At 54.3% G+C, this 13,105-nt stretch carries 11 protein-coding genes; 7 read left to right on the top strand and 4 right to left on the bottom strand.

Features of this window, described 5'->3' with window-relative positions:
- The first annotated feature begins 494 nt into the window (after nt 1-494).
- The 3 genes from ACERJA_RS19195 to ACERJA_RS19185 all read left to right on the top strand — a co-directional run bounded on the left by ACERJA_RS19195 (nt 495) and on the right by ACERJA_RS19185 (nt 1,620).
- Complete coding sequence (locus ACERJA_RS19195; protein ID WP_373609823.1) at nt 495-827, top strand: hypothetical protein; 333 nt, start codon at nt 495-497, stop codon at nt 825-827.
- Nucleotides 828-1,128: 301 nt separating this feature from the next.
- Entirely contained in the window at nt 1,129-1,422 is a 294-nt protein-coding gene (locus ACERJA_RS19190) for a hypothetical protein (protein WP_373609822.1), read from the top strand.
- 45 nt (nt 1,423-1,467) lie between these two features.
- Complete coding sequence (locus ACERJA_RS19185; protein WP_373609821.1) at nt 1,468-1,620, top strand: hypothetical protein; 153 nt, start codon at nt 1,468-1,470, stop codon at nt 1,618-1,620.
- Nucleotides 1,621-1,713: 93 nt separating this feature from the next.
- Here ACERJA_RS19185 and ACERJA_RS19180 read toward each other — a convergent pair whose 3' ends face one another.
- Complete coding sequence (locus ACERJA_RS19180) at nt 1,714-1,959, bottom strand: PRC-barrel domain-containing protein (RefSeq protein ID WP_373609820.1); 246 nt, start codon at nt 1,957-1,959, stop codon at nt 1,714-1,716.
- Nucleotides 1,960-2,272: 313 nt separating this feature from the next.
- Here ACERJA_RS19180 and ACERJA_RS19175 point away from each other — a divergent pair, with 313 nt between their 5' ends.
- The gene (locus tag ACERJA_RS19175; RefSeq protein WP_373609819.1) at nt 2,273-2,410 is read left to right on the top strand and encodes a hypothetical protein; all 138 of its coding nucleotides are present in this window, start codon (nt 2,273-2,275) and stop codon (nt 2,408-2,410) included.
- A 39-nt stretch (nt 2,411-2,449) separates the two neighbouring features.
- On the opposite strand, the gene ACERJA_RS19170 is transcribed toward ACERJA_RS19175, so the two are convergent.
- Both ACERJA_RS19170 and ACERJA_RS19165 read right to left on the bottom strand, forming a co-directional pair.
- Nucleotides 2,450-3,529, bottom strand: coding sequence for a M14 family zinc carboxypeptidase (locus ACERJA_RS19170; RefSeq protein WP_373609818.1), 1,080 nt, complete (start codon nt 3,527-3,529; stop codon nt 2,450-2,452).
- A gap of 612 nt (nt 3,530-4,141) precedes the next feature.
- Nucleotides 4,142-5,446 (bottom strand): RNA-guided endonuclease TnpB family protein, encoded by a 1,305-nt coding sequence (locus tag ACERJA_RS19165; protein WP_373609817.1) that lies wholly within the window; start codon nt 5,444-5,446, stop codon nt 4,142-4,144.
- A 44-nt stretch (nt 5,447-5,490) separates the two neighbouring features.
- Here ACERJA_RS19165 and tnpA point away from each other — a divergent pair, with 44 nt between their 5' ends.
- Both tnpA and ACERJA_RS19155 read left to right on the top strand, forming a co-directional pair.
- Nucleotides 5,491-5,949, top strand: coding sequence for an IS200/IS605 family transposase (tnpA, locus tag ACERJA_RS19160; protein ID WP_373609816.1), 459 nt, complete (start codon nt 5,491-5,493; stop codon nt 5,947-5,949).
- A gap of 574 nt (nt 5,950-6,523) precedes the next feature.
- Nucleotides 6,524-10,459 carry a hypothetical protein gene (locus ACERJA_RS19155; protein WP_373609815.1) on the top strand — a complete coding sequence of 1,312 codons (3,936 nt, stop codon included), beginning with the start codon at nt 6,524-6,526 and terminating at the stop codon, nt 10,457-10,459.
- Nucleotides 10,460-10,843: 384 nt separating this feature from the next.
- Here the strand turns inward: ACERJA_RS19155 and ACERJA_RS19150 are convergent, their stop codons facing one another.
- Nucleotides 10,844-11,584, bottom strand: coding sequence for a hypothetical protein (locus tag ACERJA_RS19150; protein ID WP_373609814.1), 741 nt, complete (start codon nt 11,582-11,584; stop codon nt 10,844-10,846).
- A gap of 430 nt (nt 11,585-12,014) precedes the next feature.
- Between ACERJA_RS19150 and ACERJA_RS19145 the strand changes: the two genes are divergently transcribed.
- On the top strand, nt 12,015-12,950 hold the full coding sequence (locus ACERJA_RS19145) for a PKD domain-containing protein (RefSeq protein ID WP_373609813.1): 936 nt from the start codon (nt 12,015-12,017) through the stop codon (nt 12,948-12,950).
- Nucleotides 12,951-13,105: the final 155 nt, after the last annotated feature.

Below are 13,105 nucleotides of genomic sequence, written 5' to 3'. Positions count from 1 at the left end.
TAGTCGCTCTATAGTGGTAGTCTCCACCTATCATGGGACACCATTCGAATCGTTGTGACAAAAATTGAAACACTCCAGTGGTGGTAGGAACCTCGCTAATCACCAGTTCTGTGCTATGTCATGGTCTGCTGATATCAAATAATGAGATCTGTGATCGCTCACTACAGATTTAGGTAACATAGTGAGAATTCAGATATGACCTCCTCCTTGCCGTAAACGGAGAGGGATCGGAGATCCCTCAAGCAGTCGGGCTTTGCCCGACGACGGCAAGGCTTCCCACGGCACCGCGCCGCTGGGTTGGGATATTTGCTGGTTTACGACCTGTCGGCATGACAAGCCGATGGCGTTCACGAGAACAACGTTCTCGTGCAGCCCATCAGAAATATTCGATTTCTGAGGACGGGGCCACACCGCCGTTACTCCTATCCCGGCATGGGACTCGGAGTTATCTTGTACCGAGACACCACAGCGGTTCGAGATGGGTGTCTCGAACGTTGTATCAGTTGCTGGACGGGCTCGACCAGACGCTCGATATCCACCGCCAGTCGACGCCAACCGACAAGCTTCTCGACCGACTGTTCGAGTACGACGGTCCACCCTACGTGGTGATACTCGACGAGGTCGACCAACTCACCGACACTGACGTGCTGTACGACCTGTATCGGGTTCGCAACCTCTCGATGGTCCTCATCGCGAACCGGGAGGAAGAACTCTTCATGCAATTGGACGGACGGCTCCAGAGCCGACTGCAATCCGCCACGCGCATCCGATTCGACCCCTACGAGATGTCTCAATATCGAACGCAATCGGGTCTAATGAGCCCATGAGAGACTAGGCAAGTGGATGACTCCTAAGACTAGGCGGCAGCCTTCCAGATTTCCACTTCGTAACCGAGGCGTCTACGGGCTCGTTCATGAGTGAGGCAGTCGGAATGATGCAGCCGAATGCTGACCACGAGGACTCACATCACGTATTGAGGAATTGGTGATTCTCCGTCAGTCCGTAGCCTCCATTTGTCAGGATATTATGTACTATTATCGTCACTAGTTTATACCCGAGGTCGGCCTTGTATCGTGTGAGTCGGTCGCGGCAGTCCCGCCGCGCACGGCGCAAGAGAGACCACTGGACATGAGCAATCAAGACCAACCCACCGCGACCGAGACCGAAACTGAAAACATGCGGGCGACCCGTCGAACCGTAATCCGTGGCGCGGGTGTCGCCGGACTCCTCACCATGGGCGTCGGCACCGCCAGCGCACAACGGGGGCGGCAAGCGCAACAACAGGCAGCGGCCAGAGGCAGAGGCCCAACGCTCCCACCACAAGCGGCACAAAAAGCCAAAGACATCATTGACATCAAATTCCCCGGGAAAGACGACGGCGGCAACGGCGGTGACGACGGGAGCGGCGGCATTGACGGATAAGCCGCTACGCGGGTAAGGAGCGAGCGGCAGCGCTTTCGCGGTCGTATGGACAAACTCGCCGTCGAAGGCACTTCGAGCGAGGACTTTTTCGAAGTCTTCGCTCGAATACTGTCTGTTCGGTTTCATCGCAAAACTCGAGACGATGAGTTCGAAAAGATCCCCGATCTCGACATCGAGTATTACGCCGACGCCGATTGAGAACCGGCTGATGCTGACTATTTTTCATGCATTCCGACGATGGCTTCTTTTTCACCCACCCGAATCGGCAAGCGCGCAGTCGGGTGGGAGCGTTCACTCGCTGATGATGATGTGATCTCTGATATCTTGGATGCAGCTGATGGGAACAAGGAGTCGGTCGTCGTCAGTCGTTTCGAAGCCCACTGACTGACTCGAGAAGCGCCCATGGGGGTCGACGACGAGTTGCTCGAGCGTGCCCGATTCAGCATGCATCATGATGTTGTGTACGATTCCGACCTCGCTACCGTCAATGCCCACGACGGCTTTGTGTTGTAGTTCGCTGACGAGCAGATTGTCCATATCAGACCGTCTACGATCACATCTAGTAAACTATATTCGCCATAAATTGAATTGCAGTCATTTTGAGAATTGCAAAAACGGCTCAAAACCTGTCTTCCCCTCGAGAGAGCGGAAAACCATCAAAAAGAACCACCGAACGAGGCACCTTTACAGCCATGTCAACTGTATCATACTGACACAGACCCAATACATAACTCACGAGCCCGCCATCGGTACTCGAGTCGGTGGACTCGGTCGTGGCCGCGCTGTACGTGAATCGAGGGCGCTTGCAATAATAGCGATACACATTGGCCAGCCATGTCGACGCTGGGAGGTGATTTGGCGCTGCGTAGACGAGTACTCCACCGAGGACGACACCAAGCAGGACGAACGGCAAGATGGCCCCATCCAGTCCCGTCAGCCCTCCAAAGAGAAGGCCGCCGTCACAGTGGCGGTGCGATACGGCGGCTGACGCAATAAAAAAGATCGAACTGCTGGACAGTCGAGTTGCTTACTCCGTGGTCGCTTCCCAGGGCCAGTCGCCAGCCTCACCGAAACCCGGACGATCCGGGATCTCCTCGACGCGGTCGGGGTCGCGCTCGAAGAGCGTCCCGTCAGCAGTCTCCTCGAGGATGGCGCGGTTCTCGTTGCGCATGATGCGAACCATCTGCCCCTCCATGCGCTCGCCACGGTCTCCGGTCTGGCCGGTCATCTCGTTGAGGATGCTGCCGAAGCCGTAGGCGCCGTAGGCGTTGCGGGCGATGTTGACCGTGTCACCACCCGGATAGACTGAGAGCTGGGCGTTGGCCCTGTCCTCGGCGTGGTCGTACATCGAGACGTTGAGGCGCTGGGAGAGCTCGATCGAATCTGTGCCGACGGCATCCGCGATCGGCCAGAAGTTCGACGAGTGGAACATGTCGCCGGGGTTCTCAGCCTCGTCGTAGTACATCCCGCTCTGGGTGTGGAGGTCCGAGACCCACAGTGGTTCCAGGTCGAGCACGTACTCGAGCATCGCCTGGGTCTCGGGCGAAGGGTTCTCGTCGGGCTTCGGACCGGGCAGCTCCTCCTCGGGGAGTTCGTAGTAGTGCTGCCGGTTCGGGTCCGCGGGGCCGCTCTGCGTGCCCTCGAACGGATCCTCCCACGTGTAGTCGTTCGGCCGGGCGTTCTCGCGCTGGTTGCGCATCGCCCCGTCCGGGTTCTGCATCGGGAGAACGTGGACGGTCAACTCCTCGGTGACCGTTCTCGCGAACGGGCTCCCTGAGGTCGCCAGCTCCCGCAGCTCCGCGAGGAGGGCGTTGGTGCCGGTGGGCTCGTCGCCGTGTTGCTCGGAGACGAAGAACACGTCCGTGTCGCCGCTGCCGACGCGGGCGACGGTGAGTTCGCGGTCCTCGACGCTCTCGCCAATCTCCTCAAGTTCGAACGGGCGGCGCGCCCGTCGGTCGAGGTCGTCAAGGAAGTCCTGGACCTCCTGGTGGGTGTAGAACCGCTTCGTCTCCTCGCGGGGCAACGAATCGTCCGCGCTGACTGTCGCTGCGAACATTCCCGCCCCCGCGGCGCCGCCGAGTAACTTGAGTGCACTGCGTCGTCTCATAATACATTAGTATTGAATTAGAATAGATGATATAAGTTTATCTATTTATTTTATATTATTTCGTTATGATTGAATGCTTTCAGAGTATACTGATTTTAGTTCGGGGCTGCTGCATACAAAGTACTGGTGCAGCACGACATCCCATTTGTTTCACACCGAGAGCGGTGAACTGTTCGTTCACTATACGTGCGAATGGACCATTTGCTCCGATACCAAGCGATAAGCGCAAAAGCGAAGATAATAGCTTACGTAAACGATAGTCACTTGCATGTATTTAGCGAATGCCAAGGCTGCGGGTTCGTTCTACGGGCAATAAGCGATACTGATCACGGTCCACTAAATTGGGATTCGTGTCCTGACTGCAGTGGCGTTGATTTCGCCTTCATTGATACGTGAGTTTCCGTACTGAACGATCACCACTGTCACAAATCAAGCCGAATCGGGTGCGACATTGACACTGTGTATCTTGCACGTTTCGCTCGGCCTATCCAGCAATTGGAAGACTGGGCGTGCAAGAGATAGTGGTTGAATTGCCCGGTGTATGGATGTGCTCTCACTGCTAGTGAGGTAAACAGCCTCGGGCGCGGTGGCCCGAGGCTTTTGTTGGTTCCCTCAGCCGTGCGCTAGTACTCCCTGTTCCGCGAGGGAACGGGATGAGGTTGGGCGGCTTACACGCCCCGACCCGGACAGACGCACCAACCGAACTTGGGGTTGGGTTTTGTGAGTCCGGTAATTCGATTCGTTGCCGTCGAGTTTCGCCTTCTCGCGCCACGCGATGTTCACTGACGCATTCCGGTCGGCGTGGTCTTGCACCACGTCACACTCGTCGTTTGTACACCGGAACCGCCGTCCCTGCCGATACCCACGCTCACCACAACACGAACACGTCTTGGAGTTATAGTAGGCGCCCACCGTGTCCGTGGGAATCTCTCGCCACGTCGCCTTGTACGAGACGAATTTCTCGAACTTGTGGAACGGGAGTTTGTGTAATCGGCGGTTCATGTACGTCCCGTACTTGATTTCGTCGCGGATACCGCTCATATCCTCGAACACAATAACCGGGTTCGAGAACTGCTCTGCGAACTCCACGACAGCACGGGAAAGGCGATGAAGTACCCACTCGGTGAATCGTTCTTCCTTGTCACCAAGTTTCTGGTGGATGCTCGTCTTGCCGTGTTCCTGACAGCGAGTGGTGATGGTGTGGTAGCGTTGGCGTTCCTGCTTCACTCGTCCGTAGTCGAGGACGAGTGTACCCTTCGTCCGCATCGTCTCGCGGTCGAGGGCGGTGAGTGCGACGTTACGCTCGTTGATGTCCACGCCGACCACAGTATCAGCGGTGTCGGGTTCGGGCACGTCGAACTCGCGTGTGACCGTGACGTGTAGGTAGTACACGCCATCGCGGTACAGGAGTTCAGCCTGCCCTACATCCACCTCATCCGATGTGAGGGCGTCTCGAAGATCGTCCATTGCGTCCGGTTCACCGCGCAGGTGGCCGGTCACCTTCTTGTAGGGTTTCGGGCTGACGCGGACTTGGATGCGCTCGGTGTCGTCGTCCACGGTGAGCCGGTAGCCTTCCGTGTGCGCCATCACGAGCGGATATGCACAAGATCTGTCCGTACTCGGCGGCGTCGGTTTGCCGCCATCAGGGTCGTCTTGATTCTCCCACCACTCTTTGAGCGATTGGTAGGAGTCCCACGTTTGGAGGGCTTTGCCGACCACCGCGCACTTGTTGTTCCGCAAGAAGTCGTCGCGGTCAACCTCCCGCTGTATCTCGGTGCGTGTGTACCCTTGCTGTTTGAGGCGGATGGTGTCGTTGAATATCTCGCGTGAGATGACGCGGGCGTCATGAAGCCACGACCGTTCACCAGATGCTATGTGAAGGCGCGTCTGAATAGTCTTCGTGGCTTCCTCACCCATACTTTGACAATCGTTCTAGACTATCATAAATATAGGGATTCAAGATGGAAGAGTACCGCAGTCATGCACATTCGGTTAGTTCTTGTAAGTATCATTTCGTCTGGTGTCCCAAGTCAAGCAAAGCGAAGCTTTGCGTACCTCGCGGGATCTCTGATCCCGCTCGGTACCGCCACCCGGTTCTCAACGTGGTTGAAGACGATGTGCGAGAGTTGTTTGGTGAGACTGCAGACCACTTCGGGCACGAGATTCTGGCGGTGGAGATTGCAGACGACCACGTACACCTGTTCGTCCAGTGCGACCCGAAGCACAGTCCAGCGGACATCGCTCGGCAGTTCAAGTCGTATTCGGGTAAGCACTTGCTGGAACGGTATCGAAATATCCGGAAGTCGTATTTCTGGGGTGGTGGATTCTGGAAGGTCGGATACTACGTAGGGACGACAGGAGCGATATCGGAGGAAGTGGTTGAACGGTATATCGAAGAGACGGAACACGCGCCAGAGTGACGCGCTTCACCCCCGCCCACGGTGGGGCGGGGAACTCGCGCTGTTTTTCGTTTAGAGAACAAGTATCGCAGTGGAATATTCGGGAAACGAGAGTGTAATCATCGAGCGATAGTCGCCCTGTAGTGGTAGTCACTACCTATCATGGAACACCATTTGAATCGTTGTGACAAAAGTTGAAACACCCCAGTGGTGGTAGGAACCTCGCTAATCACCAGTTCTGTGCTATATCGTGGTCTGCTGATATCAAATAACTTATCCTGACCACTATACCGTGCGATGAGGTGTGTATTGGCCTGCAGTGGCTGCCCGTGTCGTGTGGAAACTACACAGTTTGTCCGCTGATTCGTTTCATATACAGGATACTCTCTTATAATTAGAAATGATAAATATTATGAATTTGTACTACCATTCATTTTTTATGACTGACAAAGATCCAGATAAAGAAAGGTGCGATATCTGTGATACTGTTCTCGGTAAGAAGAACGATCACAGCTGCCAGCAACACTCACAGACGACAGCTACAGACGACGCCACTGGGGTCACCGAGCAGACGAAAACCACCCCTGCTTCCGGTATGCAACGCCGTTCTGTCCTCAGAGCTGCTTCTACATTTCCCTTACTTGCTAGCCTCCCCGCACGTTCCGGTGCCGCCACCGAGGACGGATTCACGACCGTTAGAGGTGTCAACGCCAGCGAATATCCGACAATAGAGACGACGTGTATCGTCGAGACGAAGGCCGGACAAAACGGGTCCCTTACTGCTGACGCGTTCACGCTCGAAGAAGCGGGGAAAGATCGGTCCATCGATGACATCGATATCGTCGAAATCGACAGATCCGGCGAACCCGAGCCCATCGATATTGTGTTCGTATTCGACGATACCGGAAGTATGGGGGACGTTATCGACGGGATGCAGGCCGCAGTTACCGAGTTTATCGACGACCTCGTCGATGCGAACGTCGACGGACGGTTCGGACTCGTCTCGTTCAAACAAGATCCGGACGAGATGGTTCTGGATCAGGAACTCACTCGTGATGCCGATGCGGTCCAGGACGCCGTCAACGGATTGGTTGCATCCGGTGGTGGCCCGATTCCGGAAAACCCGCTCGACGCGATCGATCTGGCGCTCGGTCTCGATTATCGGGATGACGCTCGCCAGGTGATGATTACGATTATGGATGCACCTGCCAGACACGGACGAGACAACGAGCGGAACCCATCCAGAGGAACGACTGATCTGACGCTGGAAGTGATAAAAGAGCTGTTGACGGATACGATCTTCATCGCTATCTCACCGACTGACGATCAGATTTCGAGTTATCTGCCCCCAGAGGGCGGATTTATGAATATCAAACGCATCGCCGAACAGACTGATGGGTTCTGGCTGGAACTTCCTCCCGACAACATTTTCGAGGAGTTTCAACAGCGTCTCGATATCGTCCAGGAGACGCTCGCAGCAACGCGCTACCAGCTGGAATACGAGACACCACTGCCGGAAGATGGCGAGTTACGCACTGTCCGGTGTACTGTTGACGACCCCAAGGAAGGAACCGACGACGACACTGGCGAGTATCGGCCGCCAGGATTCGCACCCGGAACCGGAGAAATCAAAGTAACCCGGTCGACGACGACCGTGAACTCTCCCGTAACACTCCAGGTCTTCGATCCGATCGATTCAGGCTACAGGTACGAATGGGAGATCGTGAAGCCATCGGACGCTGACGCGGAACTGCTTCGTGAGAGTGGGTTTCAAACATACACCGCATTTTTCCCGAAAGAGGCGCCAGAGGAAGACTACGCTCTCCAGGCGACGATCACGGAGTTTGATACCGACGAAGTCGTTGCGACGGCTACACGAACGATCAGCGTCGAGGAGCAAGAGGTTGGTGGGGTCATCGGCGACGACACCTCCGTCCACGAACTCGTCAAAAAATACGCTCCACGATACTATTTCACCGACGACGAGGAGTTCTTCCCGACCCGCTACGAGGCGTTCGTAGAAAACGCCGAAGTGCGGATCGACGAGGGGGACGAAACGATCGCAGAAAATCTATCCCTCCTCCAGCTGGGGAATCCGGATCTAATCGACGACGGGACACTGTACAATCCAGGCCTGATCGACCCCGATATCGATGCCTACGATCCGTCGGACGAGACGAACCGCCTGTTCCTGAAAGGAGACCTAGACGATTTCAAAGGATACCAGGAACGGTATCCGGAAACGATTCATGCAAACGTCGTTCCAGAGACGCCATCCCCTGTCACCGATGACGATGATTACGAGGATGACGGAGGTCCGTATACAGCGATCACCTATTGGGCGTTCTATCTGTACGATCCGAAAAAAGAGGATGCCCCAGAGGACCAGGCCAAATCGTGGGCAAGTGCACACATTTCTGATACAGAAACAGTAACCATACTACTTGACGAGTCTGGTCCACAGTGGATCGGTGCGGCACAACACTATAGCGGGGAATATACCAGATGGGAAAAAGTGGCTGGCTCGTCAGACGTGACCACTGCAAAAGTATACCCATCGCAGGGGGCCCATTCGTCGTTCCTCGTCAATACAGACGAATACGACGGGGGTATCCCTGCGCAGACGCGGTGGCTTTTTGAATCAGTAGACGAGACCCGAACGCTCGCTGGGTGGGAAGGGCCGGGAGACGTGACAGCGGATGACGAGCGCTGGGATCATACAGGCAAAGCGACCACCAATACAGATGAGGAGTACGACCTCGTCGTTCTCCCAGATCGAGATGGAGAACGTGACCGGAACAATGAAAACTGGGCAACGTTTAATGGATCATTCTCATCTGATACGTCTTCGGACGGTAAATTTGCCGGCGGCGGGCAGCTGGCACAGGCACGCGGGAATCGCTGGAGCAATCCAGGCGAGTGGATGCCGAACCGTATGCTACCGGAGCACGACGTTCTCGACGATGATATTATCGACACCGAACTTCCTGGGCGGTTCAGTGTCGATACGGTGATCGGCAAACCGTCAGCATTCGTCGTCGAAAATTTCAACCATCCTGGGAAAAAGCCACATGATTTCTGGGCGGAAGCTATCATCACTCCAGATGAGGCAGATACGGAAGTCGATTCGCTCCGTATTCCGCTTGCATGGGATGCCCGGTGGGAAACGATCGAGGTTCCACTTGACGCGTACGACCTTCCGGACGAAGGATGGCTCACGGTCGAAGTTATCGTAAGAACACACCGTTCAGAGATCGCTAATGACGATTCAGATCGGATCTTTACAAAAAGTGCGACGACGAATATCGGCGACCTCTACGACATGGTCACAGATGTTGGCGAAGTCGTCGGTGAAGAATTTTGCGAGCAAGCCGAGGAGTTCTGTGACTTCGCGAAATATATTAGTGAAGAAGGCGAGGAAATCATCGAAGAATTCGGCGAGAAGGGTGAGGAATTTCTTGAAGATGTTGCCGAAACTAGCGAGGAATTCCTCGAAAATGTTAACGAAGCGGGCGAAGAATTGCTCGAGGACGTACGCGAAGAGGGCGAAGAAATTCTTGGAGATGCCGGCGACAGAGGTGAAGAATTCATCGAAGAGGTTACCGAAAGAGGCGAAGACTTCGTCGAAGACATCGGCGATAGAGGCGAAGAATTCATCGAAGAGACCGGCGAGGAAGCCGAAGAATTTATCGAAGACGTCGGCGGCGGAGCCAAGGACTTTGCCGAAGACGTCGGTGGCGGTGCCAAAGACTTCGTCGAAGACGTCGGTGAGGGAGCTGTAGACGTCGTTACGGATCCCGGCGGTACGATCGGACTCGGCACAGTAGCTACTGAGACAACTTCCGCGGATGAAGAGGATGAATCCGACATGGAGACAGTTGCACCAGGTGAAGAAGTGACGTCCACGATCACTGTGACGAACAATAGTTCCGACACCGAATCGTTTTACGTTACCCTCACGCCGATCGGACCAGACGGTGGCTACTACGAGAACCCGTCGTCCGGCCGGGAGGTGGAACTAGATGGGGACGAGAGCCGCGAAACAACACTATCCTGGCCTGTCACACGTGACGTTCCCGAGGGAGTGTACAATCTCCGCACACAGGTATGGCTTGAAACCGATCCCGACGATTTGAACACGGAACTTACCAGTACAACGGACGAAGACGCCTTTGCTGTCGAGAAGCCATCGGGAGAACTCGAAGTCACAACGACACCGACGGATGTCTATGTGCAAGCTGACAGAGAGGCTCTCGGCCAATCGCCGATCAGCACGACACTCCCTGTCGGCACATATAGGCTGCTGGCGATCGATGACGTCGGGATCGCAGAGCAGACCGTCGAGATCACCGAGGCGGAGCCGACGACGGTGTCGCTGGAACTCGGGATCGATCGATATCTCGATGCAGACGGTACTGTCGATATCGACGCCATCCGGGAAGCAGTTGACGACTGGCGAGACGGACGTATCGAGACGGCCAGACTCGATGCGGTCGTCGATGCCTGGAAAACGGGTGAGCCAGTAGAGTAACTGCGATCGTGGGTGGTTGGCCTATTTCGATCCGTTCGGCCATCATCAGTCGGTCCCTGATTCGATTCCGGGAGTGAACACCGAACTCTCACCACCGTCGATTGAAACGACGACAACCTGACCTATTGACCGATCGTCCTCGCAGTCTGGATCAACACGCGAGCAGCAAGACCAAGAGTACCGGCTTCATCGCCGAGGTCGAGTCGTTCGAGAATCGAAATCCTCCGAAACGGCAGAGCGGTTTCGTGACTGACTGAAGCGAAAGGTCGTCATGTCGACGGGACTTTCGATTGCGATTGCTGACAGAAGCCTTTGATTTCCACACAACTCCGGGGCATATGGCATGTGAATTATAAGCCCGTGTGGCCTTTCGCCCCCATCTCACTACAACTCCCGGCGACTCCCGATCCACAGGTATAGCCCCCCGATAAACATCAAGAGGTATATTACAATGTTGGCTGGCATATAGATAATCGACACAGAGGTGGCTAAGCCGACGACACTGGCAGGTTCATCAAAATTCAACCCCGTATCTAAATGAGCAATCACAACAGGGTTCACGATTGAAATAATTAATATGAATGCTATCAATTTCTTCTCTTGCCGCCAAGAGATTTGCGTTTCACAGTAGTTTCTCCTATAGTATCTGATGATATACAATGGCGGGACCAAACTAAATAATGCTCCGGCAAGTGATATGCCTACGAAGAGATAGCGTACTACTCCCAGAACGAATAGAAGGGGTGCAAAAATTATGTATCCCAGAATATGAAATAGTATTAGAATCGTACTGTACTGAACAAGCAACTGGCCCCAGTCGGATCCACCCCGAGTATCGAGGTATTCTTTCAAATATGGTGATCCAATTATTACTAGAATAGAAACAATACCAACTACTTCAAAGAGGGCCAGGATCGGAATGCTTAGCACAAGAAACAGTTCTTTAGCTATAGAAATATTAGACGTTCTAATGAATCTCCTATATACGAATATCAACCAGACAGCTAATATCGATGTAATTAATGTAAAATAAAATATGTCAAGCGGTGACAAGTTTAGCAGTACAGGTAAAAAACTGTACTGAAGAACTGCTTTTGCCCACTTATAACTGCTACGTTTTTCCACAAATGTATTCATGACTGTATCCGTAAAATAGTTACGTTGCCACAGTGGTAACCTTTCTGAGTTTTTCGTTTTTCTAACCAAGATTGAGCGATCGGTCCTGGAAACGTCGTCTCCAGAATTAAGCGACAACGGTGCGAAGGGGGACACAATTATCACACCAACAGGCCAGAACTTTGATGGGTTTTGTCCGCTCCGTCTCCCCTGCTCTCGAGAATATTTTTGAGGAGGATAATCATCGGTCGAATGAACATTATTTACAGCCAAAATCAAAATATTGACATTGATTAAGTTTGAGGATAAATGCAAAGTGATCATATCACGTTTTAACATCGATCGAATCACCGGCATATTCCATATGCTATATGCGTGGCTGCGCAACTCAGGACCACAACGACAGGAATCTACTGGTCAGACAGTATCCGTGCCCGCTGTGACCAGTCGGTCAGTACAGGTCGGTATCCTCGTGCTGATCGTTTCACTCGGGGCTGTGACCGGCTTGGCTGCAGCCGAGACAGTCACAGGAGAACAGAATATCGAAACCCAGGAACTGTCTCCAGGGGAGACGACGACTGTCACAATTGACGTCGAACTCGACACCATAGACGACCCGGCAGTGTATCTGGAATTCAATTCGAGTTTCGCTGCTGTCGAACCGATCACTACTGATCCGTCAGCGAGAATTGCGGCGGGTGCAGACGCAAACGATGGCGTCTTTGCACTCTGGGAGGACACAGAGGCAGCCACACTCCAGTACGAAGTAACTGTTCCAGACGACGCCAGCGAGGGTGACACGTATCAACTCACTGGTGAAGTAGAGACCGAAGACGAAACGACCGATATTACGGGTGACACGCTGATTGTCGTTTCCGAAGCTGACTCCGGTAGCTCGTCCGGATCGAACGAAAGCGGGAGCGCCACTTCCTCTCCTGTCGAGCCGGGTGCAGCAATCACCGTTACCCCTGCTGCGGCGACCGTCGGTGAAGAAATCACGTTTTCGGCCAACGAATCAGTTGCCCAAGAGCAGACGATCGACTCGTACAAGTGGGTAATCGACGGGACGACGTTCGACAACGAAACCGTCACCCATTCGTTCGATGAGGCAGTGTCGTACGACGTCGAACTCACCGTGACCACTGAGAGTGGTGCGTCCAACATCATAACTACGGTCGTACCTGTCGACGCACCAGACGACGACCCAACGGAGACTGACGAGCCAGCCGATACTGAAGAATCGGACGACGAGCCAACTGGTGATGACGAATCGACTGACTCGGAGAACAGCGACAGCGTCCCGGTCCTTGCTATCCCGACCGTGGCCGTCATACTACTCTCGATCGCACTGGTCATCCGCCAACGGCAGCACTGATTCCCGAAGCTACTGCGACAGGTCAACTGCCCCGCGCACGGTGGCGCGGGGCTTGTCAGTGAACTCGGCCTCTAACCCGGTATTGGGGGAGTCTAGTCGTCAGACTCGGCAAACCACTGCAACGCATCGACGAGGACGTGATTCGCTGTCTCGAC

The sequence above is a fragment of the Natronorubrum sp. A-ect3 genome, assembly GCF_041821125.1.
Lineage (GTDB): Archaea > Halobacteriota > Halobacteria > Halobacteriales > Natrialbaceae > Natronorubrum > Natronorubrum bangense.
Note: the sequence above shows the minus strand (reverse complement) of the source record. Positions and strands in the feature narration are given on the sequence as shown.

Excerpts from the sequence above, each read along its gene's own strand:
- ACERJA_RS19190 (WP_373609822.1), top strand. The coding sequence starts at position 1,129 with ATGAGCAATCAAGACCAACCCACCGCGACCGAGACCGAAACTGAAAAC.
- ACERJA_RS19185 (WP_373609821.1), top strand. The coding sequence starts at position 1,468 with ATGGACAAACTCGCCGTCGAAGGCACTTCGAGCGAGGACTTTTTCGAA.
- ACERJA_RS19180 (WP_373609820.1), bottom strand. The coding sequence starts at position 1,959 with ATGGACAATCTGCTCGTCAGCGAACTACAACACAAAGCCGTCGTGGGC.
- ACERJA_RS19170 (WP_373609818.1), bottom strand. The coding sequence starts at position 3,529 with ATGAGACGACGCAGTGCACTCAAGTTACTCGGCGGCGCCGCGGGGGCG.
- ACERJA_RS19165 (WP_373609817.1), bottom strand. The coding sequence starts at position 5,446 with ATGGGTGAGGAAGCCACGAAGACTATTCAGACGCGCCTTCACATAGCA.
- tnpA (WP_373609816.1), top strand. The coding sequence starts at position 5,491 with ATGGAAGAGTACCGCAGTCATGCACATTCGGTTAGTTCTTGTAAGTAT.
- ACERJA_RS19155 (WP_373609815.1), top strand. The coding sequence starts at position 6,524 with ATGCAACGCCGTTCTGTCCTCAGAGCTGCTTCTACATTTCCCTTACTT.